Here is a 26,873-nt window from a genome sequence, read left to right on the forward strand (position 1 = left end):
CCACCGAGATCTACACTCTTTCCCTACACGACGCTCTTCCGATCTCGGTGAGCCACAGCGTCTATGCGGCCATGACCCTGGAGCCTTTGAGCGAGGCGGATTACGACAGGCTGCGGGACATCCATGACGGTGCGGGGGAGGATTCCGGTCAGGGACATGCGCGGGATTCCTATTTCCTGCTGGCAAAGGACGCTGTGGCCCGGGAATATGCCTCCGTGTCAGCCACCACGATCTTTCCTCTTTTCTATCTGGCGCTGGTGCTGACCCTTGTGTCCGCCACCATCCTCACCGTGCAGCAGCTCAGCCAGGGGCCGCGGTTCGCCCGGCAGTTCGGTCTGCTGGAGAAGCTGGGTATGGACAGGCGGGAGATGGCCCGGACGCTGCGCAGGCAGTTGGCGGTGTACTATGCCATGCCCGCGGTGCCGCCTTTGCTGATCAGCATCCCCCTGCTCGTGGCCATGGGGCATTCCTTTGAGCCGGGAGCCATTAGCGGAGACTGGCAGTTGGCCGGGATACTGGGGGTGACGCTTGGGCTGTTCTTCCTGATCTATCTGGTGTATATCCTGACGGCCTACAGCAGCCTGAAGCGCAGCGTGCTGCCGGGTTGAAGTTCTTTTGCCGGGACGGCAGAAATTAACCCCGATGAATCTCTTCACCGGGGTCTTTTTCTAAGCTGTGGGCATCATGAAACGTTCCTTTTCCTCCTGTGTCAAATCAATCGGTGCAATACCTCTTTCTTTTGCATATTTCACCAGCCCTCTCATGTCCAATTTGACCTTTGGAATCTGGCTTGGCATGATGGGCCCGGGCGTTCTGCTAAGGCTCTCCTTATATTTCTTCATCTGTCCATTCATAATCATACACCTCCACCAACTCTTGTGCCTGCTTTTCATCAATGAAGATCTGATACTCATGCAACATTCCAATGTGTTCAGCCTGAAATGCCTTACAATAATGCTCTACTAAGTCCATATTTGCAGCAAATCCTGTTACTGCGCCGCCAAAACCGTAATCCATAGATTTCTGCGCTGCTATCGCAAACAAATGGCCACCGACTCCAATATATTTGGGCTTATTACCCAACTGTTTATTATTGAGTGGAGCCGTACACATCCATGTGATAAAGACCCCTTGCATATCATTGCTGGGGTACAACGCAACCAATCCCTGAATATCAACAGTCCCTTTAATCACCAGTGCATAAATTTCATTTTCTTTGAGCAGTTCTGCCCAATTAGTATACCAACCTGTTCTAGAATTATAATTCTTCAAAAAACTGGCTCGTCTAATACGAATGACCTCTGTTTCCAATATTGCCCCTGTATTGTCATCCTTAAGACAGGGAGTCAATTCATCTATTTCAACAGCAATCATTTTAGTATCCTCCCTTAATCCGCTGCAGCTTCTTACTTAAATTATAATCTAAAATGCCCTGAAATACAACAAAAATAATGTTATTTGAACACCCGGAACCCGTTCCCCACAATCGTTGTGGACTCCGAATAAATGATGAACGCTTTACCGTCTATCCTCAGGATCTCCTCCTGGAACCGGGGAAGCTCGTTCTCCTTCAGCGCGCACAGCAGCACTTCGTTTTTCTCCATGGTGTACGCGCCCACGGATTCGATGATCGTGACGCCTCTGGGGGAATGCGACACCAGGAATTTCGATATCTCCTCCCCCTTGTCCGTCACCACAAAGGCCAGCTTCGACACATTCAGCTTGCTGATCAGCAGGTTGATGGAGAAGGACGCCACAAAAAGCGCCAGTATGCCGTACAGCGCCAGGTTGATCGTCTTAAAGACGATCAGCGACAGCAGGATTACCAGCGCGTCCACCAGCATCAGAATGCTCCCAATCTTCACATGGGGAAAGGCTTTCTGCACAAGCCTGCTCAGGATGTCCGTGCCGCCGGTGGACGCGCCCTCTATCAGGGCCAGGCCCACGCCCGCCCCGTAGAAAACGGCCCCGAAGATGGAGGCCAGGAAGACATCCGTCGTCAAAGGCGGCAGATAGCTGAACAGCTGCACGAACAGAGAGAGCAGCGCCGCCCCCAGTATGGTATCCTTGACGAAGACGAACCCCAGGAATTTCCATGCCAGCGCAAGCAACAGGATATTGATGACCGCAAAAGAGAGTCCCGGCTGGACCCCCAGCATGTGATAAAAAATGGTCGAAACACCGGATACTCCTCCGCTGACGATTTTGTTCGGCGTGTAGAACACACTGATTGCAAATGCCACCAGCAGTACTCCGAAGACGATTGTGACGTATTTCTGTAAGGTACTTTTCATATTTTCCCGCTGTCTCATTTCATCCTCTCCCTCATATCCGGTGTACTAGTCCTGTCTGTAACCGTCCAGGAAAGCGCCCATCTTCCCCATGGCGCTGTGCAGCTCCTTTGCCTCAGGCAGCATGACGATCCTGAAATGGTCCGGCTCCGGCCAGTCGAAGCCGCTGCCGGGCACCAGCAGGATATTCGTGGCGTGCAGCAGGTCCCTGGCGAACTTCCTGTCGTCCGTAATGTGGAACTTCTGTATATCCAGCTTAGGGAACAGATAGAAGGCGGCGTCATTTTTGACGAAGGTCAGGCCGTCAATCTTCTCCAGTTCATCCACCGTGGCCTGCCTCTGCTCATAGATGCGGCCTCCGGGCCTGACCATCGACGACGGGGTCTCCATATCCTCCAGCGCCGCCGGGATGACCAGCTGCGCCAGGGTGTTGGAGCAGAGGCGCATGGAGGTCAACTGCACGATTCCCTGTCTGTACTCCTCTGTCAGATGCTCCGGCCCGCTGATGACCATCCAGCCGCAGCGGTATCCGCAGAGACAGTGGGACTTGGAGAGGCCGTTCATGGTCACCACCGGCAGATCCGGGGCCAGGGACGCGAAGGAAGTGTGCTCCAGCCCGTCCATGACCAGCCGGTCATAGATTTCATCGGAAAATACCAGCAGATCCTTCTCCCGCGCGATCTCCGCCACCTGGGACAGGATCTCCGCCGGATACAGCACTCCCGTGGGGTTGTTGGGGTTGATCAGCACGATTGCCTTTGTCCTGTCCGTTATTTTGGCGCGGATATCCCCGGCGTCCGGGCACCAGTGCGCCTTTTCGTCGCATACATAGAAAACGGGCCTGCCCCCCGCCAGGTATACGGAATTGCTCCAGAGGGAATAGTTCGGCGTGGGGACCAGCACTTCGTCCCCCGGGTTCAGCAGCGGCATCAGCGCGAAGGAGACCACCTCGCTGACTCCGTTTCCGATGAAGACATCCTCCGGCGTGATACCCTGGATTCCCTTCTTCCGCTCATATGCGCAGATGGCTTCCCTGGCCTGGGGCATGCCCTTGAAATCACAGTACCCCACTCCCTTTTCCTCCTGCCCCACCAGGGCCTGCGCGATGCTGTCCGGCAGCCCGAACCCAAAGGTCGCCGGGTTCCCGGTATTCAGCCGCAGCACCTCGATTCCCCTGGCCTGCATTTCCATCGCCTCCACAAACAGAGGCCCTCTGATATCCGAATGCACGTTCTGCATTCTGTCTGCACATTTCAACCGATTCATCTTTCCCTCCTGCACGACTCTGCTCAGCAACAGTTTCACTATTTGCCTTATCATACATAATGTCAGCCATATAGTCAAATATATATTATACTATCTATCTATATGTTTTTGGCTATATCGTGTCCCAATGAATCTCCGGCAAGGGCTTCCTGGCAGCGGCAGCGCGGAAAGGCTATTTTTGATAGAAATCCCCGATGGCCCCCAGGTACTTCCCCAGGGAATGGTAATAGCCCGAATAAATCACCGGGTCGAAGGCTGTCAGGTCCACTCCCCAGCCCCCCACATCAATCTCCTCGTCCACCTGCACATCCCTGATCCTGCAGAAAAAGGTGTCCGACTCCCCTGTGGCGACCTGGCTGGCCACCTGGCACTCGCAGACCCAGGGGCTTTCGTCCAGGGTGGGGGCCTCCACCCAGAGGGCCCTGCCCCAGGCATAGGGGAGGGCGTCCTTGAGCCCTTCCTTCCCGGAGGTCTGGCCGAAATAGTCCACCAGGGGGAGCATGCCGGTGGTGGCCAGGTTGACGGTGAGCTGCCCGGTCCGCAGGACATTCTGCTTGGTCTGCTTTGTGCCGTACATGCTGATAACGATCAGGCAGGTGTCGCCCTCCTCACAGGTCTTGCTCACCCAGGTGATGGGGGCGAAATCAGGCGTGCCGTCCTGATTAAAGGTGCCGATGATAAAGGTGGGCTGCACAATCATTTCATGTCTGGCTCCGATGGATTTTCTTTTCATGCTCTTTTCCTCTTTTCGTTTTGTCTGTGTTTGTCTGCTTTCGTTGTCCGGGTCTGTCTGTATGGGTCTGTGATGACAGATTTCCCGGCGCTGTCCGGCCTTCTGTACGGTCTGCCTAATTGATGGAGACAGCTTCCACATCCAGCCGGAAAATCACGAAGAACATATCGTCCTGCCGGATATACTCCTGCCGGATCATGGGATACATCTCCAGCATGGCCTCCTGGACTTCACGGGAAGCCTCCGCCCTCACCCGGCCGCTTATGCGGATCCACTGTCTGGTATAGAGATTGTAGCTTGCAAGCTCCACCAGGGGATTCCCCGCCAAATCCCCATAGACGCTTTTCCGTTTATCCGTCACCAGATACAGGGCCCTGTCATCGGCGTGGATCATTCCCATGGGCCGCAGCCTGGGCCTGCCCTCCGCAGAGGTGGCCAGGAAGAAGTACCCGCATTCCCGGATGAAGCGGGCTGCGCTCTCCGGAGAAATTTCCGGGGGCGTCCTCCTGTCCCCGGCATCCTCCTCCAGATTCTCGTTCAGCAGAAAGTCGATGCTGCATTCCAGGAGCCTGGCCAGTTTAATCAGCTTCTCCGTCTCGGGAAAGGCCACGTCCATCTCCCAGCGGGACACGGACTGGCGGGAGACCTGCAGCAGCTCCGCCAAATGCTCCTGGGTGATGCCTTTCTTTTTCCGCAGCGCTGCCAGTTTTTCACCTGTGGTCATATCTCTACCTCCTCATAGATGTCCCGCACCATGTCTTCCATGTCCATGCCCTCTTCTCTCGCGTATGTCCGCCGGAATTCTTCCATGCTGCCATCGAACAGGACAGCCCCTTTTGCCAGGACGACGATCCTCCTGCATATATACTTCCCCATGGCGGCGGCGAGCAGGTACAGAATCAGGTTGGGATACCGGATCCGTACGTGGATGCCGAAGAGCAGCATGGCCATCAGCACGGACGGCAGGATCCCGTAGACGGTCTGGAACATGTTCCGGGCCAGGGAGCGGGTGAAGAGGTATTTCTTCAGCCCCACGGGAAGCAGGAGCTCCGAGGAAATGGTGCCGCTGCACACACTGTCGTTGAACTCGCCCATGACAGAGGTCTTTGTGATGCCTCCGGTAAAGCCCGCCAGGACGCTGTAGGCAACCATGTCGCTCAGCAGGACGCCCCTTACCGCTCCGCCGCTGCCCGCGTACACGCCCTTCCATATATATATCTTCAGGATTATGTACAGGAAAGAAAATAAGGTGCCTGCCAGATAGTCGAACCGATATACGGATTTCTCCCGAAAGGAAAGAATGAATATTTTTCTCCACAGCCCCATGGCGCCCTCCCGCTTTTCCATTGGTATACGATTATCGTAATGCGGAAGTGCGCGTATGAGAAGGGATTTGCGGTTGCCGGATGTAACGTTTGGAGTGCGTTTCGGCGGCATGCAGACATCCGTCCGGCTTCTGCCTGGCTGTTTCCACTAAAAAGGGCTGCTCTGCTACGAGCAACCTTTTTCTAAAAAACAACATCCTTAAAAAGTTTCTTGCAAATCTCTTGATTGTCTATATCATAGTCGTCTACATCCATGCTGCGCTTATAAAAAAGGTAAAAGAAATTATCCCTGTCTTTCTCCTTGGCTTCTATGGCAGATACTATTTTCCCTACAGCCGCGACCTTTTCCCCATCCTTTGTCTGAAAAGCAATATTCGTCGCTGAGAAATCAGGTTTCCCGAATCCACTGTTAAACTGCGATGCCATCAATATAACAAAATTACAGCTAATCCCTTTTTCGGTTGCATAACCTTCCAGAGAATGGACTACCTTTAAAATCATCTCCTTATTTTCTAATTGAACCTTTTTGGTCTCCGAATCCATATCAGTGGCAAGCAGGGTTTCCTTTTCTTTTTCAAGCTTGCCAATCAATGCATCATCTATTACCCAGGAATCAGTACTTTTGATTAAATATTTCGCCGTGACGCTCATTGCCTGTTCAAACTTCTCCAGCAAACTTCCCCCAAAAGCTTCTGCTCCACGCCGTCAAAAAACTTCCCATATTCTGATATGCCAATTATCGCGCTCATAATCTCATGAGGTGCAGCGGCAGAACTCGAATCTTTCGGAATATCCTTTGCAAAATCCTCATTTCCGATAGTTTCAATCAATTTGTTATGTATTTGTGTATAATCATGGTCTTTTCCAAGATAAAACCCTTCGCCTGTGTGGGAAAAAGGTGCATGTCCTACGTCATGCAACAGACATGCAAGCTTAAACAATTCGCCAATCCTCTGTAAATCAATAGGCGTACCAATCTTTTTCTGCACTTCTTTTATCAGTTGATTGACCGTTAGCTCTCCCAGATGAAAGACCCCCATCGAATGGACAAAACGATTGTGGACTGCCGAGGAATAAAGCGGAGAGTAGCAGGAATCTTTATATAGCCATAGATTGGATCTTTCACTCTTTTACAGTCTTTCATGAATATGCTCCCAATACGTTTACGGAACGCTGATTCATAAATGCCAGCAATACATCTAAAGCCAGATATCCTCTAAACTGTTGGATTAAATCTTCCACTTCTTTATCATCCGTTAACTTAATCCCTCTTTTTCCGTTCTGTTCCATTTCTTCAAAAAATTCAGAGTAATTTCTGAAAAGTGCATCCGTGTTTTCCCTTGACAATATAAGAACAGCTTTCTCTCCGTTCTCTCTTAAAATCTGGACTACCTCTGCACCGTACATTTCAATTTCATTGTAAGTAAGGAATCGCCGCCCGTCCTTTTTGAGCATCTCAATCATCGCATTTGCTGCCAAGTCTTCAATTCCAATGTAAAAGCACATCTGCACCACTCCCTCATGTCCATACTAACCTTCATATACTTATACTGCATAACGCTGAATACTGTCTAATGTAATCATGCGATTGAACCAGTCAGCGTTATGCAGTCTGATTACACGGCAAGTGAAATCGTTAAGCAGTATAAATCATACGCTGCCCCCATCTATTTAGTGTTATCTATTGTATCATTTTTTTATTCACATTTCAATATCAAAAAAACGTACCTATTTTATCCAGAATCCAATCATCTCCATCTCTTTATTATAGCTCACGGTAAATGTGGCAGTCCCCTTTTCGAAGGCAGCCACGATTACGGCCACCGCGCATTCCGCGCCGTCCTTATCCTTCTGGCCCACCACAGAGCTGCTCTTGTACTCCTGAAAGGCTCCCTTCTGCCCGGTGATGGTCTCCATATTGGCGGCCAGGACCTCCGCCGATAGGGCGGCCTGCATCTCTTCGCCCATGAGCGCCACGCATTCCTCGTACTCTCCGGCCGTCAGATGGTCGATGGCCTCATGAGCCGCAGCTTTCACCTTCTCCTCATCGAAGTCGCCGGAAAGCTTCGTGCCGCTGCAGCCCATCAGCAGGAGCATTGTTGCGGCCATGATAAGGGCCATGGAAATGCCTTTCCTCAGGATGCGGCCAAGGTTTTCATTCTTCTTTGCAGTCATGTCTGTCTTCCTGTTTGTCTTCATGTTTGTCCTCCTCCTGTCCGGATTTTCTTTCCCGGACTCTTATTTCATTTATGCCCACGCCTTAAACGCCCTTTCTCCGGTAGGCGCAGATTCCCGCCGCCAGCGTCAGGCCGCCCAGCGCAGCCGCCCAAAGCTCAATCCCCAGGACGCCCACGCCGAATACAGCGGGCAGTATCACCACCGCAGCGTCCAACACTCCGTGCAATATCACCGCCAGCGCCCAGTACAGGGCGCTCCTGCCCGTCCGCACGCCGTACATGACAAGCAGCGACGCACCCACATGGAAGGCCATGGCAGAGAGCCGCTCCGCTCCGGACACCAGGACGCTTGCCCCTGTCGCCCCGAGCAGCTCTGCCTGTCCCGCCAGCGCCATCACCACACCGGCAATCATATTGAGGCCCACCAGCAGCATGGCCTCTATACCGCCGTGGCCCAAGCCAAACGCCAGGCCGTGCTCCATGGTATCTTTCCCCTTCAGAAGATACCTGGCGGCCATCCACCGGGCCGTCTCCTCCGCCAGCCCCGCCGTCAGCCCCAGGAACAGGCCGTATCCCCAGGGATATAGCTGCATCACCGCAAACCATCCGAAGTTCGGCAGTACGAACTGCAGGACAGGTATGCGAATCAGCAACTGGCTTACCACGAATGCCGCTGCCCCCCAGGCAAAGGCTTTCCCGGTGCCCCTGCGCTTTCGCATCAGGAGCACCAGGCCTACGATCGGCACTCCGAAACATATCGCGATCCCCACAATCAAGCTCGCCACCAACATGTACCCACCTCCTGAATCAAAGGCCCCGCTGCAAGCAACGGGATATCAAACTTGCAGCCCTGCAGAGCAGTATTTGTCCCTCGCGGCAGTCGCCAAATGTCTGCAAGCAGCCACTTGGCTCGTTGCTCGCGGGAACAAACTTCCCCGCTGCGGGCATTTCTGACGGAAGCCGCTGCGCGTCCGCCCAGATTCTGTCCGGACTGTCCGTTACCTATGCCATTATTTTAAAGTCCCCACAACAAAAAAGCAATACGCCTTACCTAAGGTATGGCATATCGCTCCTGAAAGACAGCATCATCTCAAATCGGACGGTGTAAGCGCCTCCGCCGTCAGCATCACCCTGACGGTGAACACCCCGTCTTTCCAGTCCATCTGCATGTCCCCACCGTACTGCTCCACGGTCTGCCGGATGATTTTCAGGCCCAGCCCCTGATGCCCCGCCTGGCGGGAGCGGAATGTGCTGCCTGCCTTTACCGGGGCTGTGTCGCAGCTGTTCTCCAGGGTGACGGATAGGAACTGCCGCACCCGGTTCACCCGCAGCCGGACATACTTCTCCCTGCTCTCCGCTGCAGCCGCCACCGCATTGTCCAGCAGATTGGCGAACAGGGCCGTCACGTCCATTTCTCTCATGAAATCCAGGGACAACTCCCCCACCTTCATGTCCTCCATGACGTTTAGACGTTGCATTATCTTCGCTTTATCATTTAATATAATGTTCAGCAGCTTTTCCGAGGTGTAGTATCTCTGCTGAAAGCTATTCAGCATCCGGTGGATGTCCCCGGCGTATTTTTCCGCTATATGGGCGGCTCCATGGGAATCCTCACAGACGGCGCTGCGGGCATCACCAAAAGCGTCTCCACAGGCACTTCCTCCGGCGGCATAAGGCACATCGCCACAGGTATCCCCTTCGGCGGCGCCAGAAGCCTCCCTCCCCGCATTCCCTCCGATGACGCCACCGGCATGTTCTCTGGCGTACAGCGCCTCCATGGCCTGGATATGGTTGCGGATGTCGTGAATCAGCTTCCGGGAGGCCTCGTACTTCTCCTCCTCCCGCTCGTAGTACTGATGCTGCATCCGGGCCTGGGCCCGGTAGAGATTGCGCTCGTTCTCCAGCCTGTGGTTCTCGCTCATCACGTCCACCAGCACACAGAAATAGATGTTCAGCCCAATCAGCAGCAACAGGTTGATCCCCAGCAGAACCAGCATTTCCTTTGTGGGAAAAATCTGTACCAGATACAGCATGCAGTACATATTGAAGACGGAATACAGAGGCAGCAGGACGGAGAGCGCCACCTGCCTCACGGTGATATGCCGCCCGGCCCTGCGCCCCACCGCCATGGACACCAGCAGGATCACCATGAACTCCGCCATCCTGGTGGCCGCCACCAGCAGAATATACTGGAGCTGGGGCGCATTCAGATACAGAGCCCCCTCCGCCACCAGCACCTGATACGTCAGCACTGCCGCCACATCCGTAAGCCACACCGCCACGGACAGGATGAGATAGTACAGGCAGTAAATCTTCGGCGTCCCATAGGCCCGCCATGCCACCAGCGGGAACAGGAATTGAAAAAACAGGTTCACCCAGGTATTCCCCAGGCTGGAGAATGCCACACACACCAATATATAGGCCGATATGATGCCAAGCGTCCGCCCGGGCAGGCCCCGCCGGAACATGCTCTCACGCCAGGACATCCTCTTCTCCCCGGCCATGCCCCTTAGCCGCGATATGCCCTTCCGACGGGCCATCCCCTCCTGTCCGGGCGCGTCTCTCAGCCGCGATACGTCCTTCCGCCGGGGCATATCCTCCCCCAGAAGCCTGTCCTCCTGCCCGGGTAGGCCTGCATACCCTGACATCCGGTAAGCCCCGTAGAACATGCCCCCCAGGATGAACACGCTTCCCACACAGGGAATCACTATGTAAATCAGGATTTCCACGCCGCCCGCCCCCTCTCTCCCGCCAGATATTCGTTCAATGCCCTGCGGAACCCGGCGGATTTCTTCTGGGACAGAGGGATTATCCTCCCGTCTGTAAGCGTGATTTCATACCCATGGATACGCTGTACCGCATAGAGGTTCACCACGAAGCTCTTGTGGGGCATGGCGAATCCGTAGCCCTCCATCTCCCGGGCCAGCTCGGTAATCTGGCGCTTCAAATGCCAGACCCGCTCCTCAGTGTACATCAGCACCTGACGGCTCAGGTATTCGAAGCACAGGATTCTGGAGGGCACGATGTGGACGATCCCCTCTTTCGCCAGGAACTCCAGCTCAGGCTCAGGCCCCGCCAGCCCATAGGCAAGAGCCTCGTCCAACTGTGCGAAGAGCTCCTCCGCTTTCAGGGGCTTCAGCAGATAGGCGAAAGCATGCACCCCAAAGGCGAAGATGGTGTAGTCGCTGTAATTGGTGACATAAATCAGCTTCACCTCCTTGTCCACCTCCCGGATGCGCCGGGCGGTCTCGATGCCGTTGGGCCCCTCCATGTCGATGTCCAGCAGCAGGATGTCGTATTTCTTCCCCGCCGCCAGAAGGGCCTCCCCGCTGGTGTAGGCATCCGCGGAGAGGGGAAGCTTTTTATAGTGTCGTAACAGCTCCAGGGTCTCCCCCAGAATCTTTTCGTCATCGTCGCAGACCGCTATCTTTATCATACCGGGCCTCGCCCCTTCCCTGTCTTATGGCTATGAACCTTCAATCGACTATGCATCTGTCTTCATTCTTTCAAAGACATATTCCGTCTCCGTGGACAATTCCTCCCGGAACGCGTACCCCAGCCTCCTGTACCGCTTGAGCTCCTCAGGTTCCTCTATCTTTTCCTCTGCCAGGAACCGCACCATGTCGCCCCTGGCCATCTTGGCGTAAGTCCCCTTCGTCACCAGCTTTCCGTCCGATTCCTCGCAGAAGGTAATGGTGATGAACCTGTCCTTCTCTGTCAGGTATCTCTCGACGCATTTCGAATATTCTTTGGAGGCAAGGTTTATCAAAAGCCCGCTGCTGTCCCGAACCGCCTGATACAGCCTGTTTCCCCAGAATTCATACAGATTCTTATGTCCGCCCACGGCGGCCTTTGCCTGCATTTCCAGCCGGTAGGGCACAACGCCGTCCATGGGCCGCAGCACGCCGTAAAATGCCGACAGTATCCGCAGATGCTCCTGCACATATTCGTACTGTTCCCTCTCAAATACGGCGGGTGCCATATACTGGTAGGCAATCCCTTCGTAGGCCAGCACTGCCGGGGTCAGGTTCTGGCGCAAGTCCATATGTGCAATGCGGTCAAAATTCTCCCTGGCAATGCTGTCGTTGCATTTCCAAAGGCCTTGCAGATCTTCTCCGGACTGCCTCCGCAGCCAGGAAAGAAGGCCGTCAGCCTGCTCCACGAACTGCGGCAGCCCCAAAGGCTCCAGGCTGTCCGTATCCACCTTCATCTTCTTGGCCGGTGACAAAATAATCTTCATCGCGTCTCCCTGTAAGCTTTCCGCGCCCTTGATTTTGCGGGCTTAGAAAATCTTCATTCCGTTCACACTTCGTTCAGCATCTTCTCCGGATCCTCCGCCGCCTTTACCTTGTCATTGGCCTTGATGATAATGCCCTCCTCGTCAATCAGGTAGGTGGTGCGCACCACGCCCATGGAAATCTTGCCGTAATTCTTCTTCTCCTTCCACACATCGTAGGCTTCGATGACCTTCCGCTCCGGGTCGGCCAGCAGCGTGAACGCCAGGCCGTACTTTTCCTCGAACTTCTTGTGGGATGCCACCGTGTCCTTGCTGACTCCCAGCACCACCGCTCCCTTTTCCGTAAACTGGGGATACCGCTCCGAAAAGCCGCAGGCCTGTTTGGTGCATCCCGGGGTGTTGTCCTTGGGGTAGAAATACAGGATCACCTTCTTCCCCGCGTAATCCGACAATTTGTGCATCTCCCCGTTCTGATCCGGCAGCTCGAAATCCGGCGCCTTTGTTCCTGTCTCCAACATACTTTTTTCCTCCATTTATCCTCTGTCATCGTTACATTTTTGTCATTACATATTATTACATTTATCGCTACATCTCTATCAGGCCATGCTTTTTCAGCCTGGCTTTGATGCCGCCTCTGGTCCTGCTGTGCTGCCTGGCCATTTCCGCCATGGTCATTCCTTCCTGGAACTCCTGCTTCAGCCGCTCGTCCTCCTCCGCGCTCCAGGCCGCGCCCGCCCCGTCCGGACGGTTCCTCGCCCGGTTGAACTCCGCTCTGTCGAACTTTGGCTTGGCAGAAGATTTCGATTCCTGTCGCCCGGAAAGCTTGCCATCCCCGTCGCCGTCCGCCTCATCCTCCTGGGCCTGGATGGTTGTCACCGAATGGGGATGGGATTCCGCAAAGGACGCTATGGCGCTTAGGAACCTGTCCCCGTATTTCTCCTGCTTCCTCTCCCCCACGCCGGAGACTTTCACTAAATCTTCTGCGGTTTTCGGCAGTTTTATGCACATGTCAATCAGCGTCTTGTCATTGAAGATGATATACGGCGGCAGCGACTCCTCTCTGGCGATTTCCAGGCGAAGCTTCCGCAATGCCTCGAACAGGTCGTAGCCTACGGAGGTAAGGGCGTCCGTGCTCCTGCGGGGAGCCTTCTTTTTCTCCGAGTTCCTTCCGTCCAGGCTCCTCTCCGGTTCCTTCTCCTGGTAAATGCGCATCATCACCCGGGTGCTTTCATCCCGCAGAGGGGCGATGTCCCCCATCTTCAGCACGCTGTACTGCTCCTGGGTCTGGTACAGGTAGCCCTCCTCCACCATCTGGCTGATCAGGCTCCGCAATTGGGGCTCCCTGTAGTCCTTCAGCGCCCCGTATGTCTTATACTCCACGGTGCCCAGCTCCCGCAGCCTTGCCCTGTCCGCCCCCATCAGAGTCCCCAGGACGATGGTGAGCCCATAGCGGCCCTTTGTCTCCGCCACGCAGTTGATGACCTGTTTGGCCTGGGCTGTCATGTCCTGCTCCTGGTATTCCCGGTGGCAGTTGCCGCAGTTGTCGCAGGGCGTGACGGCCTTTTCCCCGAAATAGTTGAGGATGTAGTTGCGCAGGCACCCGGCAGTCCGGCAGTACCCCTCCATGACCTGAAGGCGGCGCATGTCCCGCTGCTTTATCAGCTCCGTCTCCTCCTCGTCCAGGCCCGAGAAGTCCTTTTTCTCCAGCAGGAACCTGTCGATGACCATATCCTGGGCCGAGAAGAGCAGGATGCACTGGGACGGCTCCCCGTCCCGCCCGGCGCGACCGGCCTCCTGATAGTAGTTCTCCATGCTCTGGGGCATGTTGTAGTGGATGACGTATCTCACGTTGGATTTGTCGATGCCCATGCCGAAAGCGTTGGTGGCTATGATGACAGGGGCGCGGTCATAGATGAAATCGTCCTGGCTCTTCTTCCTGGCCTCATTGTCCATGCCCGCATGGTATCTGGTGACGGGGACTCCCTTTTTGAACAGGACCTCGAAAAGCTTGTCCACATTCTTCCGGGTGGCGCAGTAGATGATGCCGCTGTCCTCCGGGTGGGCCGCTATGTAATCTATTACGAATTCGTCTTTCTTCCGGATGCTCTCCACCCGGTAATACAGATTCTCCCTGTCGAAGCCTGTCACTGTCACATAGGGGTCGATGAGGCTTAAGATGCACAGGATGTCCTCCTTCACCTCCTCCGTGGCCGTGGCGGTAAAGGCGCTGACGATGGGCCTTTTCGGGAGGTTTCGGATGAAGTCCACGATTTTCAGATAGCTGGGGCGGAAATCCTGTCCCCACTGGGAGATGCAGTGGGCCTCGTCCACGGTCACCATGGAAATCTCCGTGCTGGACGCAAACTCCAGAAAGTCATAGCTCTCCAGCCGCTCCGGGGCTACGTAGACAATCTTGTACACGCCATCCGCCGCAAGGGCCAGCGCACGTCTGATCTGCCCCTCCGTCAGGGAGGAATTGATGAACGCGGCGTGGATGCCTACCTCGTTCAGGGCCTTCACCTGATCCTGCATCAGGGAGATCAGGGGCGATATCACTAAGCAAACGCCGGGCAGCATCAGCGCGGGAACCTGATAGCATATGGACTTGCCCGCGCCTGTGGGCATGACGGCAAGCACGTCACGGCCTGCCGTGATGGACGCTATGATGTCTTCCTGGCCTTTCCGGAAGGAGTCATAGCCGAAGAAATGTTTTAGGGCTTCTCTTGCGGTCATTCTGTCTCTGATTCTCCTCTGTCATTCTGGGATTTTCTGTGGCGCACCGGCCTGGACACCCGGAACCGCTCCGTCCAGACTCCGCGCTGACCGGGAGCTGCACTGTCTGGGTGGCCGCGCTGGCCGGGCGCCGCACTGTCCGGGTGGCCGCGCTGGCCGGGAGCTGCACTGTCCGGGTGGGCGCGCTGGCCGGGAGCTGCACTGTCTGGGTGGCCGCGCTGGCCGGGAGCTGCACTGTCTGGGCGGCCGCGCTGGCCGGGAGCCGCACTGTCTGGGTGGGCGCGCTGGCCGGGAGCTGCACTGGCCGGGTCCCTCAATAATCCGGGCTCAGGTATGTGGAACCGAGCCGATTTCCTGTTCCTGCAGCTCCATTTCCTCATAGTACCCCGGCGCTACCATTTTCGTGAGCCATACGCCGTTCTCTGACAGATAGAACGGGCATCCGGCTCCATACATTTCACCGCTGTGTACCTTTAAGACCACCGGCTCCCCGTGGCGTCTCCCCACGGTCAGGGCAGTCTTTCCATCCTTTGACAAGTGCACATAGAGACGGCTCATGGGCTTTATGCCCTCCGCTCTTATGGCTTCCAGTAACGCCGCGGCGGTGCCGTGGTACAGGAATTCCGGCGGCTCCTGCTCCTTCAGCTCCACGTCCACCGGTATGCTGTGGCCCTGGTTCGCCCGAATCAGGGTCTTATCCTGGTTGAAGCTGTACCTCATCTTCTTGTCCGTGGCAACAATCTCCTCCAGCATTTCCCTGTCGATTTCCCTGCCGGTGCCGGCGACTCCCGCCAGCAGCTCCTCCACGTCGGCCCATCCGTGCTCGTCCAAGGTGATGTGGGCTTCCTGGGGCCTGTGGCGCAGAATCATGCTTATGTATATGCTCAGTCTGTCCAATTTTCCCATATGGCATCGCTTCCTTCCAAAGCCGTCCTTCTTTCGCGCCTGGCCCTATATCTTTTTCACGTAATTATAATGGCTCTTGGTGACGAGGTAATAGCGTTCCCCCGGTTCCTTCCCAAATCTCTCTGCCAGGGCCTTTCGATATTTGGCCTTATTCTTCTTAGGGCCGCTCAGGATAGCCTGGTACAGCTCCTCCGCGTCGTCCGCGGCCCAGCCGTTCCTGTGCGCCAGGAGCCTGACATAATTCACGCCCCTCTCGTGCCTGTCCTCCAGCAGCAGCCCTCGCAGCGTCTCCTTGTCTTCTTCGTCCAGATCCCTGAGCCGCCGGTACTCCTCTGCGCCTGCCGTCATGCCCTCAAAGGCGGTCAGCGCTCCGTACAGCAAGCCATTGTCCATGATGTCCACCGATTTCAATAATGCATGGAGGAAATCCTCGTCGGACGCAGCTTTCTCTGGCTCCTCCAGGGCCGCTTCCCTTTCCCCGCGGAACGGCCCTGCCGCAGGAATCGCCTCCCCTGGCTCTTCTGTCCTCTTCGCCATAACTGTTCCCTTTTTGGATATGGCGATTCCCCTTTCCTTCCAATATTGGACTACGCAGTTGTAACCATTATCCCTGGAGACGATGATGTATTCGGCGGCCTCTCCTTTCGAAATCTTCGCCCCAAGCTCGGTGACGAGCTGGAAGTCCAGGGCATTATTCCCCTCAAAGCATCTTATCCACTGCACCCTGCCCATGCCGTGCCGCATCAGCTTGTACACGCGCTCGCAGTTTATGTGGGTGCTCTTGCCTGTGTAGAATACGAAAATGGCGTCCCGCTGGTCTATGGTGTCCAGAAGGTCTACCCATTCATCGCTGATGTTCTCGCTGTCTATCAAGTATATCCTGTCGTATGCCGTGGGCGCCTCGGAAGGGTTCTCTTCCGTCTCCGACGCTTCGCCTGCCGAATCAATCGCAGTCTGTGTCATAAGGTTCTCTTCCATAAATCTTTTTTCTCCTCTATTGTTTTTAAAAGGATGCCGGGACGCTTTTCTTCCATAAAAGCATCTTCCTTGCCATGGAATGCTTTTCTTCCATTGGAAGGCCCCGCTTCCATCATAAAGCATGGCCCAATCTCTCCATTGCACTCTGTAGATTTCGTCTCTCTGGGTACAGGCTGCCGCCCGGCAGAAAATTCGGAACAATAGAATACGCTTCCCGCGCCCTCCATTGCCATGAATTACAGAAACAGCACTACCGTTTTCAGAATGCTTCAGACTTTTATTCCCTGCTTCTATTAGGGTAACATGGCCAGGGCGGAATTGCAAGGGAAAATTTCAGAGAATGGCTGGGAAATATGACGTGCAGTTGTCATATTCAATGTGATATAATGACAGAAGTTACAGTGGGCAGGGGAGTGGGGCATTATGGGAAAAGGGCATTCTGTAGGAGAAATGCATCCTGTGGGAGAGATGCATCCCATGGGAGAAATGCATCCCATGGAAAAAGAGAATTTCATAGAAGAAGTGTATTTCATGGAAGAAGAGCATTCCGTGGAAAAATACAGGCTGTTGTGCAAGCTGGTTCAAAAAGAACAGTTTGGCACAGAAATGACGCAACAGGAAAAGGACGCGGCTGTCCAATCTTTTCTGGCGGCCAGAAGCCAGCCGGATGAAATCCTGCAATATAAGAAGCGGATGCGGGTAAGTCCAGCGGAGGACTGCCTCTATCCGGATTACTATCTGCCGCCCTGTGACGGGGGCAGGAGACTCCGCCTCGTGCAGGGCTATCTGCCGAAGACCAATCTCTTATATGCCAATCACTACGAAGCGGAAATCCTCCGGCTGCTGGTCAGGTTCGCGCCGGAGCATGAGGCCGTGAAGGATATGGTCCGCCATACGCTGGAGCGGTTCCGGAAGACCTGTTTCGGGAATTTCTGTACGCGGGGGGAGTGCATCGCCACAGGGATATGCGTGCTGCGCCTCCTGGCATCCGTCCGGCCTGTGGATGAGGCATGGATAGATAAGCTGCTGGGGCCTCTGGGGGAGAGGTTCCTTGCCTTCGGGCCCGGGCAGGCGGCGTCCCAGAAAGGGATTCCCCTCTCCTATCTGCTGATGGCCTTCACGGATATCGACAATAAGAAGACGCGGAGCCTCCTTGGGCAGAAAAAGGAATGGCTGGTGCAGCTCCTGAAAAAAGGGTGGATTACCGGACGGCTGTCCAACGGCAAAATCTCCGACGGTGATACCTATAATCTGCTCGGCAAATATATCATCCGGAACGCGGTCTGTACTCTGTCGGAGTATCCTGAGAAGGAAAGGTACAGGATTTATGTGGATGACGCAGAAGGACGATGCTACTGCGATATACCATGGAAGTAGGGAATGCCCGCCTTCCATACTCTGGCTGCTGGAAACCGGAAATCCGGCAGTGCGGCACAGAACCAGGTCAGAGCCGCTTGGCCAGGAGGACGACCCGGGCGAAGCCTTCCGGTGGATTGCCAATCAGTATCCTGGGTGATATGCGCCTTTCTTTTCTGTTGTTCCCTAATCGGATTCTCTCCGGCCTAGATAAGCGCGGCAGCATATTCGCTTATCCCATAACCAAGCAGCTTCATGATTTTCAGTTCGTCTTCCGCATCTGTAACGGCGTTATGCGTCTCGCGGTATCTGTTGTTCCTACTCAGCATTTTCAGGATATCTTCGACGCCATATCCGCGCTTCAGCCTGCCGGTTTTGCAGCAGTCCGCGGAAGCCGGTATCGCTTTATTGTACTGCTGGTATGCCGCCAGGCGCATGATGTCGTACCATTGGTAGCTTGCGTATTCCGGCAGATGTTTCTTGTCAAAGGTCGCATTGTAGGCAAAAAGTTTCCGCACCTGGTAAGAGTCCATCCACTGTTTCAGCTCTCCTAATGCCTGTTTTCTGTCTGTGATGCGGGCTTCGTTTTCGGAAGACCTCAGTTCATGCGAGAACATTCCTCCCACTCTGTATTCCGGGGTGATTATGTAATATTTTGAGGCGATTTTTTCTTTGGTTGACCCGTCGGCGATTACGATGCCGATTGACATTACCTCGTCATTCCAGTTTGTTTCGGTGTCGATGACTGCGAAATTCTCCACTTTTTCTCCTTTTGCATTCTCATTGCTTATGTACGGTTCGGAGTTGCTTTCTATCATTCCCCTGGCGACTGTCCTTGTGACGGCGCCGGCAATGCCTTTCTGTCAGGTACTTTTATCTCATGGGATGTATTGCTTCTGGTGTTCCATACCTAGTGTTCCTTAGAATCCCTTTTCCCTGCCGAAAATACTTATTGCGTTTCCTATAGAAAACAGCCTGTAGTGAGTAATCGACTGTCGTCAAGTTCACCACAGGCTTTATTCCACTTAGGAACTGTCGGAAAATAACTGATGCAACTTGTTTAGATGAAAGCCCGGAAATACAAGGAAAACGGCTATCAACTCGCATCAGTTATTTGTAGACAATTCCTTACGCTAAGAAGTCTCAGCTTCTTGCGACCTCTTTCCTTTTATTCCACTTTTAAGAAATTTCTTCTAACAGGTACGGCTGTCGTCGTTTTTTACTACTACATCATAACTTATTTTCTTTTTTGCGTCAACAGATAATCGCCTGCCCTATAACTTCTTCTTTGGATGGTGTCCTCTGATGGCGGAACTGGCTGGATCCTTGAAGAGTGCGGCAAAATATTTGGCTTGGAGTTGAACAACAGATACCTAAGTCTGTAAATTTTTCCGAAAGAGATGATAAAAGTTACAGAATGGTGTATTATAGATAAAAAATAGAGTAGAGGTGGATAAAAATGCTCTATATAGCGATATGCGAAGATGAGGCTTCTCAGCTTGCAGCCATAAGGGATAAGGTGCAGATATACTTAAAAGAAAATAATATTTTAGCGGAGCTGGAAGCATATGGCCGTAGCGACTTGTTAAAATACGATCTTCAGGAGGGAAAGTATTTTGACATCATATTGAGCGATATTGAGATGCCCGATACAGACGGCATGAAGCTTGCGAAAGAAATAAGGGGCTGTCTGCCGGATGCCATTCTGATTTTTGTGACCGCCTACTTAAAATATGCAATCGATGCATATGAACTGGAAGTGTTCAGGTACATTCCCAAAAGCTGTCTGGATGAAAAGCTGCCGGGCGCTTTGGAGATCGCTATAAAAAGGGTACAGTCCCAGGCGGATAAGAGTTATCTGATACAGACTGCGGCAAGGATTGAGAAGATTCTGCTGAAGCAGATTGTGTATATCCAGAAAGACGGCAAAAACGCCATGATCATCTGTACGGACAGCAGTGTGAAAAGCGTGAGAAAGAGCCTTTCTGATGTACATAAAGAACTTAATTCAAAGGATTTCGTTTTCGTGGAACGGGGCAGCATCGTGAATATCGCTCAGATTAAAAGCATTCAGAAAGAAGAGGTTTTGCTGAGCAATGGGGTGCGCATTCATGCCAGCCGCCCCAGGCTGGAAGAAATAAAAGAACGGATGGCAATATATTGGAGCGAGCACATATGATATTCTTATCTGAGTTCATTGAATGGATTGCCTGTCTGACAGAAGTCGGGCTTTTTTACTGGCTGGCAGACAAAACTTTCAGGGAGGAGCGGAAAAACGTAAGGATATACTGGGACTGCATCTTAACCGTCATCCTGGCTGTTGTGATATTGGGACTAAACAATATCGTCCTTTATTCCTCATTCACGCTCTTTTTCTGGATGCTTTTTGGCAGTGTGTCAGCAATGGCGCTTTATCGCGTCAGCTACATAAAGCTTTTGTCACTTACAGTGCTTTATACATTGTGTTTCTGCTCCACAGATATGCTGGCATCAAATCTGTATTTGTCTGTCGGAAACCATTTCAATATAAACGGTGATACGATCATGACATTCTCCTTACAGAGAATAGGACTGGTGGTTTGGGCAAAGTCCGTAATGATTGTTTTTGTGGTCTCTTTGAGAAAACTGATCATTCCGCTTATCCGGAGCGAGCATGAAAAGAGGGTATTGCTGATATCCCTGATTGCGTTTCTGCTCTTTTTATATTACAGGAAACCGGCGCAGAGCAGTTTTTCTGTGGAGATATCCATTATATTCGGGCTGTTGGTGCTCCTCTGCAGTCTGGGAATATATGTGGGTTACAAATATCTGGAAAGCCAGAACGAGAAAATGCAGAGCAGGATAGCGAAGATACAGAACGAATTATTGCAGGAAAACTATCAGGCTGTAAGTCATTTATATGAGAGCAACGCAAGGCTGTACCATGACCTGAATAATCATTTAGATATCCTGTATCAGCTGCTTGTCTCAAAACGTCCGGATGAGGCAAAAGAGTATATCAGCCAGATCGGCGAACCCATGAAAGAAATGGTCCAAAAAAGATTTACGGGAAATGATATTATTGATGTAATCATCAGCTGCAAAAAGCAAAAGGCAGAGCAGCTGGGAATGAAAACAGATATCGATGCGGAATTCCCGGTAAATACAGGCATACAGCCCAGTGATGTATGTACGGTTTTGGGGAATCTGCTGGACAATGCAATAGAGGGAAGCAGAAATACGGACAATGCAGTAATCTGTCTGAAAATACACTGTGTGCATCAGTTCATCTTGATCCAGGTTTCCAATACGACTTCCCGACAGCCCCAAATCGACCCCAAAACCGGCAGATGGATTACCGACAAGGCTGACCGGACAAGGCATGGATGGGGGATGCAGAGCGTAAAAAGCATTGTGGAAAAGTATAACGGAACAATGCAGTATAACTTCAGCGGAACAGAATTAAGAATAACAGCAATACTGTTCTTCTGATGCATACTACATAACGCCAGAATCGAATGAGAGGAGCCGCCTTGTCCGGGCGGCTTTTTTGTTCGCGGACATAAAACGAAAGGTTCACGGACAAGACGGGCAAATCTGTGCCGCATTATTATATAATCTTCAAGAAAAATAAAATAAAAAAGGAGATTTCAGTATTATGAAAGTAAGGAAAAACATGATTGCTATTATGCTCCTGGCGTGTGTGGGATGTATGGGATGCGCAAAGGAACAGCCAAAAACCGATGCCGGGAATGAGAGCAAATCGGAGGATACCCGGAATACCGAGAACGGAACAGAATCAGGAAATACAGGAAGCGCTGCAGGCAAACAGGATTTTCCGGAAAAATTTCAGGAGACTGTAAATGGAGTCACTTTCGATACGGTGATTCAGATATCAGAAGAGGCAGAACTTGGGAATCTGCATCAAGTAACGGCAACGCTCCAACAGCCGGATATCGGAAAAGCAAAAGCAATGTTCTCCGAAGGGAAGACTGTCACGGAGGAGAAGAATGAAACCGGCTCAGGCGAGGATGGGATTGAATATCCCAGCTATACTGCCAACTATGAGGACGGCGCCTTTTTGCGCGCGAGTACGGTTCTGGTTTACAGTACCCCGGTATTCGAGAAAGTATATGGGGCCTTCCGTCTGGATAATGATTACAATGCAGACAAGTATTCAAAAGATGCCGTAATGGAAATAGGGGATCCCCGGACGATATTTGATACTGTCCTCAAAAACATCAATGGGGCAGGATATCAGCTGGAAGAGACTGCCTATGACTATTATGCATTGGATCATGAGACCATGGAAAAGGAATACAGGGCATTTGATAAGTCAGGCCAGGAATTAGGCGCGGATACTCTTTCATGGGGAGCGGAAAATGACTGCTATTTCTTTACGGCAGTTCAGCAGCATGAAGGGCTTCCTGTATACTTTGGGAGCCAGGACTTTCCGGAAGACGGGGAAAGCAACAGGCCAATCCAGGTGTTATATTCTGCGGATGGGATAGAAAGGCTGGAAGTTTCACGGCTGTATTCCTTTTCCGAACCGGGAGAGACTGTAAGCTTATTGGATTTTGGCACAATCGCTGAAACCGTATCGAAAAAATACGGGGATGTCATAGGGGCCTCATATACAGTCAAGCGGGCAGAACTATACAAAATGCCGGTAAAACAGGCTGGCAGCACTTATGACATAAAGATTGTATGGCTGTTTGAAGTCACGGAATCAGGGGTAGACAGCGATACCGGCAAAGAATATGAATATACGCAGTACATGTTTGTCAATGCGGCAGATGGTACGGAGGTGTTTTTTTAGTGAAGAAGCGGAAGAGATATTTCCAGACAGAAATCAGCCGCCTGTTCCATAAAAAGGAGCTATACTTTTCTGTTATGGGAATCGTATTGATTCTATTTTTATCGGCAAATGACGGAATGGGAAATATGGGCGGCTCCGTTTTGTCATCTGTGTTGCTGTCATCTTATGATGCGGGGTTTCTGGTCGCTTTTTCCCTGGCGTCAATTCCATATGCGGCTGCGTTTACGGATGATCTGGAATATAACTACGCAAAGTATCTGGTGGTTCGCGGGAGCCTGGGAAAGTACGTTTTCTCCAAAATGCTCGTCATTTTCATTTCTTCCATGCTGGCAATGGGAATCGGCATAACCTGTTTTTCCATGCTGTGTTCCCTGGGGCTGCCGTGGGTGGATGAGGGTATGGCGGAATACATATCGATGTTTGGAGGATACCGTTCTTTTTTAGACCATGGACAGTATTTGCTGTGGTTTTGGTTCTATGGGATGCAGTGGGGGATTTTTGCGGGGATCCTCTCAATGGCGGCAGCGTTTTTTTCACTTTTCTGGCCGAATAAACTGCTGGTATTTTCCGTACCTGTTTTGCTTTACCAGATATTGATCGAATTCGGCGCAGACAGCTTTCGGAAAATAGCAGCGCTTGACCCGCGCGTGGTCTTTGACGCAAGGCATAATATTTGGAACAGCGATTGGAAAATGCTCGCATGGGCGTTTCTGCTGGGGGCAGCGGCATGGCTGCTCCTTGGCTTTGCAGGCATGTTGCAGTCAAAAAGGAGGATATGAGCATGACGGGGTATTTTCGGTCTTTCCGTCAGATATTTACAGAAAGGGTGTTCAGCTCCAGGACTTATGTAGTGGCAGTTTTGCAGGGTTTTATGCTGCATCTGTATATGAGGCCCGTGGCGGCGTTTTCAAGAGATATGGGATACGCGGCTGCACCGTGGGCATTCCCATTTATCCTGTCAAATATTTTCTATCTGCTATTATTTATGATCGGGATTATTTACTGTTTTTCAGATGTCCCATTTATGCAGTATAAAAATATGTATCAGGTCATCCGTACCGGCAGGCGCAGATGGGCGGCATGCCAGGTCAGCGCGATCCTTGCGCAGTCGTTTTTGATAATGGCTGCAAATGTATTTTTCAGCATGGTCTTATTAAGCGGGTCATGTGAGCTTACCCTGGATTGGGGGAAACTGTATCATACACTGGCATTGACAGGCAGTCCGGAAGAATACCGGTTTCTGTTTGCCTTTTCCTATGAAACCATGCAGATGTTTTCGCCGTTGGAACTGACTGCTTTGACGGTTATCATCGGTACTTTGGGAATCGGTTTTATTGGCCTTTTTATGTTTGCTGTCAGCATCTATATCAACAGGAGTGCAGCGGTTACGGCGGCATTTGTCATGGTGCTCATGATCTACCTGGTCGAGAATATCCATCCGCTGTTAAGAGAGAAGATGGCGATGTTCGTCCCGGTAAACTGGATGAGGGTAACACAAATCGGCGTGAAATTACATGACAGTTTTATCCAGCCGCCGGTTCTTTATATGCTGATAATGTTGGCGGCCGGGATTGCAGTATGTGCTGTCCTGATATTGATAAAGATAAAGAAGATGGAATTTCAATGGTACAAAGAAGAGTAGGGAGGTGCCTGAGTGGAACAGTTTGTGATTGAGGTAAAAAATGTAAGCAAGTCATTTAAGGGTATTCCTGTACTGAATGACATAAATATCACCTGCAGAAACGGAAAGATATATGGAATCATTGGCTATAACGGCTCCGGAAAAACCGTTTTGTTCAAATGTATCTGCGGCTTTCTTCATGTGGATTCAGGGGAAATATCCGTAAATGGAAGAGTGATGGGAAAGGAGATGGATATGCTTGAACATGCGGGAATCATCATTGAAGAGCCCGGCTATATCCGTAATCTGTCAGGATACCGTAATCTGGAATATCTATACCGCATCACCCATAAAAAAGATCCGGCGGTGATTCATTCCATCATGCTGAAAGTCGGGCTTGACCCGCAGTCCAGGAAAAAAGTGTGCCATTATTCGCTGGGAATGCGCCAGCGGCTGGCAATCGCCCAGGCCACAATGGAAGACCAGGCGATTCTGATTTTAGATGAACCGATGAATGGCCTCGACAAGGAAGGGGTTGCGGAAATGAGAAAATTTTTCTTAGAGCAAAAAGAGATGGGCAAATTGATACTTTTGGCCAGCCATAATAAAGATGACATCGAACTGCTTTGTGATGAAGTATATGAGATGAATCATGGTATCTTGGCGATGTATTCCAAATCCACCTAAGCGCAGAATGGGGCAGACTCTTTGTCTACAGCTTGGGGCAGTCCAAACCTATGCCCTGAATCCTTCCAGCAGCTTCAGCAGCAGCTTCTTCCTGCGGTGCTCCTCCAGAGCTTTCTGATCGTCATGCTCCACATAATACCGGAAGAGGTACTCATAGATTTCATCCAGCCGCCCGTCTACCTTCCGGAAAACTTCCTGGACAATCTACAGCGCCTGCTTGCTGTCTCCATGTTCCTCATACTGCATGGAATGGAAATAGCAACTTGCCAGAAGTTCCTCTTCCCTATTTCCGCCGCCTCTCCAAACCGGCCCTACGGTATGTATTACATAGTCGCATGGCAGGTTATATGCCTTTGTAATCTTCGCCTGCCCTGTTTCACACCCGTGAAGTGTCCTGCACTCTGCTAAAAGTCCCGGGCCTGCAGCCCTGTGAATAGCACCGTCCACCCCGCCTCCTCCTAAAAGGGAATTGTTGGCGGCGTTTACGATTGCCTGGACATTGGTTATTTTTGTGATATCGGATTTTATTGTTTTGAGTTGATACATTGTTACTCCTTACCTACCAAAAAAACTTATCGCGTTTCATATAGAAAACAGCCTGTAGTGAGTAATCGACTGTCGTCAAGTTCACCACAGGCTATATTCCGCTTACGCTAAGAAGTCTCAGCTTCTTGCGACCTCTTTCCTTATTATATCTCTCTTTTAAAAACTCTCTTCTAAAAGATACCGCTGTCGTCAGTTTCTACCTCAACATCATAACTTATTTTCCTTTTTGCGTCAACATATTTTATAATTGCCTACCCCATAATTCCTTCTTCTCTTCTTCGGACGGTGTCCTCTGATAGCGGAATCGGCTGGGTTTCTCTTATATGACTACTATGACAAAGATATTTGCGAGGCATTCCTGCTGTTGCAGGCAATGGTGGCGCTTGGATTCGTCGGGCATCCGGATGTCCAGAAAATATTTTCCCTGCTGCGCAGCCGCCAGCTGCCCGACGGGGGCTGCAGCTTCGTATTCTTCACAGTCTATGCAGCGATGCACGAATGTGCAGGCCTCCTGGATGATATCCACTACGCCCTCCGGGTCGCTGTATCGGAACTCTTCGTCGGCGCTGTCATACCAATCGTCGTAATCCTGATTGAGACACCCTTCCAGGGCTATGTCCCAGCTTTCTATGCGTTCCAGTTGGGCCTTGAGGGATCTGTGTTTTTGGGTGAATTCTTCTTTGCTGGCTGGTTCCTGAATCTTTGGTTGGATTGTAGGGGGCGTGGTGTTTCCGTAGGTTCCGGTCAGCCGGGCCAGGAAGTCTTCCCGCTCTGTTTCCGGGAGCGTTCTGGCTATGTCGTGGATGAATGCCGCCAGCTCTTCCTTTGGCATGGCGGCTGTGGTTTGGTCTATGGTTTTTAGGAATTGGGGGAGAGTCATCATTTGTGTTTGCCATTCCTTTCTAATTTAACATAAAATCATCACCTTTTAAATTTTATTCCATGCATAACTGCAAGAATCCTGTCTGAAATCTTTTCCTGCAGATAAGCAGGATTTAATTTTCTCTTGGCATATCTCAAATAGCTGTCCCGGGTAATCCGTATCAACTGTGACGTAAAATATCGTTCCCAGCTAAAGTAATCCCCACTCTCAATATAGTTCTCAGGATTCTTCAATATTTCCCCAAGGCCGCTGTCCTCTATCACACCAGACCGCAAAATCAGCCAATCAACTACCCCGGTGCAAGCACTCAAGTACTGTGAGCGGCTCCTACGTCGC

30 protein-coding genes and 2 pseudogenes are annotated in these 26,873 nt (G+C 51.9%); 7 read left to right on the top strand and 25 right to left on the bottom strand.

What is annotated here, in order from left to right; all coding sequences use genetic code 11:
* Positions 1-668: 668 nt before the first annotated feature.
* From Q2B33_RS12645 to Q2B33_RS12745, 21 genes are all read right to left on the bottom strand, one after another.
* Entirely contained in the window at positions 669-854 is a 186-nt protein-coding gene (locus Q2B33_RS12645; protein WP_300571462.1) for a hypothetical protein, read from the bottom strand.
* The gene (locus Q2B33_RS12650; protein WP_300571464.1) at positions 829-1,374 is read right to left on the bottom strand and encodes a hypothetical protein; all 546 of its coding nucleotides are present in this window, start codon (positions 1,372-1,374) and stop codon (positions 829-831) included. The genes Q2B33_RS12645 and Q2B33_RS12650 overlap by 26 nt, the downstream gene beginning before the upstream one ends.
* An 80-nt stretch (positions 1,375-1,454) precedes the next feature.
* Positions 1,455-2,294, bottom strand: coding sequence for a YitT family protein (locus Q2B33_RS12655; RefSeq protein ID WP_300571466.1), 840 nt, complete (start codon positions 2,292-2,294; stop codon positions 1,455-1,457).
* A 45-nt stretch (positions 2,295-2,339) separates the two neighbouring features.
* Positions 2,340-3,557, bottom strand: a complete 1,218-nt coding sequence (locus Q2B33_RS12660; RefSeq protein ID WP_300571468.1) for an aminotransferase class I/II-fold pyridoxal phosphate-dependent enzyme — start codon at positions 3,555-3,557, stop codon at positions 2,340-2,342.
* A 172-nt stretch (positions 3,558-3,729) separates the two neighbouring features.
* Positions 3,730-4,290, bottom strand: a complete 561-nt coding sequence (locus Q2B33_RS12665) for a flavin reductase family protein (RefSeq protein ID WP_300571470.1) — start codon at positions 4,288-4,290, stop codon at positions 3,730-3,732.
* Positions 4,291-4,405: 115 nt separating this feature from the next.
* On the bottom strand, positions 4,406-5,014 hold the full coding sequence (locus Q2B33_RS12670; RefSeq protein WP_300571472.1) for a helix-turn-helix domain-containing protein: 609 nt from the start codon (positions 5,012-5,014) through the stop codon (positions 4,406-4,408).
* Positions 5,011-5,616 carry an ABC-2 family transporter protein gene (locus Q2B33_RS12675; protein WP_300571474.1) on the bottom strand — a complete coding sequence of 202 codons (606 nt, stop codon included), beginning with the start codon at positions 5,614-5,616 and terminating at the stop codon, positions 5,011-5,013. The genes Q2B33_RS12670 and Q2B33_RS12675 overlap by 4 nt, the downstream gene beginning before the upstream one ends.
* 182 nt (positions 5,617-5,798) lie before the next feature.
* Entirely contained in the window at positions 5,799-6,290 is a 492-nt protein-coding gene (locus tag Q2B33_RS12680; RefSeq protein WP_300571476.1) for a hypothetical protein, read from the bottom strand.
* Entirely contained in the window at positions 6,263-6,655 is a 393-nt protein-coding gene (locus Q2B33_RS12685; RefSeq protein ID WP_300571478.1) for an HD domain-containing protein, read from the bottom strand. Before Q2B33_RS12685 ends, Q2B33_RS12680 begins: the two co-directional genes overlap by 28 nt.
* Before the next feature lie 100 nt (positions 6,656-6,755).
* Positions 6,756-7,121 (bottom strand): hypothetical protein, encoded by a 366-nt coding sequence (locus Q2B33_RS12690; protein ID WP_296458029.1) that lies wholly within the window; start codon positions 7,119-7,121, stop codon positions 6,756-6,758.
* Between the two features lie 222 nt (positions 7,122-7,343).
* Positions 7,344-7,814 (bottom strand): DUF3887 domain-containing protein, encoded by a 471-nt coding sequence (locus Q2B33_RS12695; protein ID WP_296458027.1) that lies wholly within the window; start codon positions 7,812-7,814, stop codon positions 7,344-7,346.
* Between the two features lie 61 nt (positions 7,815-7,875).
* Positions 7,876-8,583: a YhfC family glutamic-type intramembrane protease gene (locus tag Q2B33_RS12700; protein ID WP_300571482.1), complete on the bottom strand. Its 708-nt coding sequence runs from the start codon at positions 8,581-8,583 to the stop codon at positions 7,876-7,878.
* Between the two features lie 294 nt (positions 8,584-8,877).
* Complete coding sequence (locus Q2B33_RS12705; RefSeq protein WP_300571484.1) at positions 8,878-10,521, bottom strand: ATP-binding protein; 1,644 nt, start codon at positions 10,519-10,521, stop codon at positions 8,878-8,880.
* Positions 10,509-11,228 (bottom strand): LytTR family DNA-binding domain-containing protein, encoded by a 720-nt coding sequence (locus Q2B33_RS12710; RefSeq protein WP_296458018.1) that lies wholly within the window; start codon positions 11,226-11,228, stop codon positions 10,509-10,511. Before Q2B33_RS12710 ends, Q2B33_RS12705 begins: the two co-directional genes overlap by 13 nt.
* Before the next feature lie 48 nt (positions 11,229-11,276).
* Entirely contained in the window at positions 11,277-12,032 is a 756-nt protein-coding gene (gene yaaA / locus Q2B33_RS12715) for a peroxide stress protein YaaA (protein WP_300571486.1), read from the bottom strand.
* A gap of 62 nt (positions 12,033-12,094) precedes the next feature.
* Complete coding sequence (bcp, locus tag Q2B33_RS12720) at positions 12,095-12,547, bottom strand: thioredoxin-dependent thiol peroxidase (protein WP_300571488.1); 453 nt, start codon at positions 12,545-12,547, stop codon at positions 12,095-12,097.
* A 67-nt stretch (positions 12,548-12,614) separates the two neighbouring features.
* Positions 12,615-14,762, bottom strand: a complete 2,148-nt coding sequence (gene recQ / locus Q2B33_RS12725) for a DNA helicase RecQ (RefSeq protein ID WP_300571490.1) — start codon at positions 14,760-14,762, stop codon at positions 12,615-12,617.
* Positions 14,722-15,063: a hypothetical protein gene (locus Q2B33_RS12730; protein WP_300571492.1), complete on the bottom strand. Its 342-nt coding sequence runs from the start codon at positions 15,061-15,063 to the stop codon at positions 14,722-14,724. Before Q2B33_RS12730 ends, recQ begins: the two co-directional genes overlap by 41 nt.
* A 26-nt stretch (positions 15,064-15,089) precedes the next feature.
* Positions 15,090-15,668 (bottom strand): RNA 2'-phosphotransferase, encoded by a 579-nt coding sequence (locus Q2B33_RS12735; RefSeq protein WP_300571494.1) that lies wholly within the window; start codon positions 15,666-15,668, stop codon positions 15,090-15,092.
* A 45-nt stretch (positions 15,669-15,713) separates the two neighbouring features.
* The gene (locus tag Q2B33_RS12740) at positions 15,714-16,646 is read right to left on the bottom strand and encodes a PIN domain-containing protein (protein ID WP_300571496.1); all 933 of its coding nucleotides are present in this window, start codon (positions 16,644-16,646) and stop codon (positions 15,714-15,716) included.
* The gene (locus Q2B33_RS12745) at positions 16,628-16,762 is read right to left on the bottom strand and encodes a hypothetical protein (RefSeq protein WP_300571498.1); all 135 of its coding nucleotides are present in this window, start codon (positions 16,760-16,762) and stop codon (positions 16,628-16,630) included. Before Q2B33_RS12745 ends, Q2B33_RS12740 begins: the two co-directional genes overlap by 19 nt.
* A 343-nt stretch (positions 16,763-17,105) precedes the next feature.
* Between Q2B33_RS12745 and Q2B33_RS12750 the strand changes: the two genes are divergently transcribed.
* The gene (locus tag Q2B33_RS12750) at positions 17,106-18,023 is read left to right on the top strand and encodes a hypothetical protein (RefSeq protein ID WP_300571500.1); all 918 of its coding nucleotides are present in this window, start codon (positions 17,106-17,108) and stop codon (positions 18,021-18,023) included.
* Positions 18,024-18,208: 185 nt separating this feature from the next.
* On the opposite strand, the gene Q2B33_RS12755 is transcribed toward Q2B33_RS12750, so the two are convergent.
* The gene (locus Q2B33_RS12755) at positions 18,209-18,820 is read right to left on the bottom strand and encodes a hypothetical protein (protein ID WP_300815674.1); all 612 of its coding nucleotides are present in this window, start codon (positions 18,818-18,820) and stop codon (positions 18,209-18,211) included.
* A 641-nt stretch (positions 18,821-19,461) separates the two neighbouring features.
* Between Q2B33_RS12755 and Q2B33_RS12760 the strand changes: the two genes are divergently transcribed.
* The 6 genes from Q2B33_RS12760 (at position 19,462) to Q2B33_RS12785 (ending at position 25,108) form a co-directional block, all read left to right on the top strand.
* Positions 19,462-20,181 carry a LytTR family DNA-binding domain-containing protein gene (locus tag Q2B33_RS12760; protein ID WP_300571504.1) on the top strand — a complete coding sequence of 240 codons (720 nt, stop codon included), beginning with the start codon at positions 19,462-19,464 and terminating at the stop codon, positions 20,179-20,181.
* Complete coding sequence (locus Q2B33_RS12765; RefSeq protein WP_300571506.1) at positions 20,178-21,473, top strand: sensor histidine kinase; 1,296 nt, start codon at positions 20,178-20,180, stop codon at positions 21,471-21,473. Before Q2B33_RS12760 ends, Q2B33_RS12765 begins: the two co-directional genes overlap by 4 nt.
* Positions 21,474-21,639: 166 nt before the next feature.
* A complete protein-coding gene (locus tag Q2B33_RS12770) occupies positions 21,640-22,800 on the top strand; it encodes a hypothetical protein (RefSeq protein WP_300571508.1) in 1,161 nt (386 codons plus the stop codon).
* Positions 22,800-23,579, top strand: coding sequence for a hypothetical protein (locus tag Q2B33_RS12775; protein ID WP_300571510.1), 780 nt, complete (start codon positions 22,800-22,802; stop codon positions 23,577-23,579). The genes Q2B33_RS12770 and Q2B33_RS12775 overlap by 1 nt, the downstream gene beginning before the upstream one ends.
* Positions 23,474-24,442, top strand: coding sequence for a hypothetical protein (locus Q2B33_RS12780; RefSeq protein WP_300898512.1), 969 nt, complete (start codon positions 23,474-23,476; stop codon positions 24,440-24,442). Before Q2B33_RS12775 ends, Q2B33_RS12780 begins: the two co-directional genes overlap by 106 nt.
* Positions 24,443-24,454: 12 nt before the next feature.
* Complete coding sequence (locus tag Q2B33_RS12785) at positions 24,455-25,108, top strand: ABC transporter ATP-binding protein (protein WP_300571514.1); 654 nt, start codon at positions 24,455-24,457, stop codon at positions 25,106-25,108.
* 240 nt (positions 25,109-25,348) lie between these two features.
* On the opposite strand, the pseudogene Q2B33_RS12790 reads toward Q2B33_RS12785, so the two are convergent.
* The 3 genes and pseudogenes from Q2B33_RS12790 to Q2B33_RS12800 form a co-directional block, all read right to left on the bottom strand.
* Positions 25,349-25,654, bottom strand: a pseudogene (locus Q2B33_RS12790) (macro domain-containing protein); the annotation flags it as partial.
* Between the two features lie 319 nt (positions 25,655-25,973).
* Positions 25,974-26,486, bottom strand: coding sequence for a hypothetical protein (locus Q2B33_RS12795; RefSeq protein WP_300571516.1), 513 nt, complete (start codon positions 26,484-26,486; stop codon positions 25,974-25,976).
* Between the two features lie 89 nt (positions 26,487-26,575).
* A pseudogene (locus Q2B33_RS12800) lies at positions 26,576-26,873 on the bottom strand (translation initiation factor 2); the annotation flags it as partial.

It is taken from the genome of uncultured Acetatifactor sp. (assembly GCF_948601915.1).
Lineage (GTDB): Bacteria > Bacillota > Clostridia > Lachnospirales > Lachnospiraceae > Acetatifactor.

Coding starts and splice junctions, on each gene's coding strand:
- Q2B33_RS12645 (WP_300571462.1), bottom strand. CDS start 854: ATGAATGGACAGATGAAGAAATATAAGGAGAGCCTTAGCAGAACGCCC.
- Q2B33_RS12650 (WP_300571464.1), bottom strand. CDS start 1,374: ATGATTGCTGTTGAAATAGATGAATTGACTCCCTGTCTTAAGGATGAC.
- Q2B33_RS12655 (WP_300571466.1), bottom strand. CDS start 2,294: ATGAAAAGTACCTTACAGAAATACGTCACAATCGTCTTCGGAGTACTG.
- Q2B33_RS12660 (WP_300571468.1), bottom strand. CDS start 3,557: ATGAATCGGTTGAAATGTGCAGACAGAATGCAGAACGTGCATTCGGAT.
- Q2B33_RS12665 (WP_300571470.1), bottom strand. CDS start 4,290: ATGAAAAGAAAATCCATCGGAGCCAGACATGAAATGATTGTGCAGCCC.
- Q2B33_RS12670 (WP_300571472.1), bottom strand. CDS start 5,014: ATGACCACAGGTGAAAAACTGGCAGCGCTGCGGAAAAAGAAAGGCATC.
- Q2B33_RS12675 (WP_300571474.1), bottom strand. CDS start 5,616: ATGGGGCTGTGGAGAAAAATATTCATTCTTTCCTTTCGGGAGAAATCC.
- Q2B33_RS12685 (WP_300571478.1), bottom strand. CDS start 6,655: ATGGGGGTCTTTCATCTGGGAGAGCTAACGGTCAATCAACTGATAAAA.
- Q2B33_RS12690 (WP_296458029.1), bottom strand. CDS start 7,121: ATGTGCTTTTACATTGGAATTGAAGACTTGGCAGCAAATGCGATGATT.
- Q2B33_RS12695 (WP_296458027.1), bottom strand. CDS start 7,814: ATGAAGACAAACAGGAAGACAGACATGACTGCAAAGAAGAATGAAAAC.
- Q2B33_RS12700 (WP_300571482.1), bottom strand. CDS start 8,583: ATGTTGGTGGCGAGCTTGATTGTGGGGATCGCGATATGTTTCGGAGTG.
- Q2B33_RS12710 (WP_296458018.1), bottom strand. CDS start 11,228: ATGATAAAGATAGCGGTCTGCGACGATGACGAAAAGATTCTGGGGGAG.
- yaaA (WP_300571486.1), bottom strand. CDS start 12,032: ATGAAGATTATTTTGTCACCGGCCAAGAAGATGAAGGTGGATACGGAC.
- bcp (WP_300571488.1), bottom strand. CDS start 12,547: ATGTTGGAGACAGGAACAAAGGCGCCGGATTTCGAGCTGCCGGATCAG.
- recQ (WP_300571490.1), bottom strand. CDS start 14,762: ATGACCGCAAGAGAAGCCCTAAAACATTTCTTCGGCTATGACTCCTTC.
- Q2B33_RS12735 (WP_300571494.1), bottom strand. CDS start 15,668: ATGGGAAAATTGGACAGACTGAGCATATACATAAGCATGATTCTGCGC.
- Q2B33_RS12740 (WP_300571496.1), bottom strand. CDS start 16,646: ATGGAAGAGAACCTTATGACACAGACTGCGATTGATTCGGCAGGCGAA.
- Q2B33_RS12745 (WP_300571498.1), bottom strand. CDS start 16,762: ATGATGGAAGCGGGGCCTTCCAATGGAAGAAAAGCATTCCATGGCAAG.
- Q2B33_RS12755 (WP_300815674.1), bottom strand. CDS start 18,820: ATGATAGAAAGCAACTCCGAACCGTACATAAGCAATGAGAATGCAAAA.
- Q2B33_RS12760 (WP_300571504.1), top strand. CDS start 19,462: ATGCTCTATATAGCGATATGCGAAGATGAGGCTTCTCAGCTTGCAGCC.
- Q2B33_RS12765 (WP_300571506.1), top strand. CDS start 20,178: ATGATATTCTTATCTGAGTTCATTGAATGGATTGCCTGTCTGACAGAA.
- Q2B33_RS12770 (WP_300571508.1), top strand. CDS start 21,640: ATGAAAGTAAGGAAAAACATGATTGCTATTATGCTCCTGGCGTGTGTG.
- Q2B33_RS12795 (WP_300571516.1), bottom strand. CDS start 26,486: ATGCCAAAGGAAGAGCTGGCGGCATTCATCCACGACATAGCCAGAACG.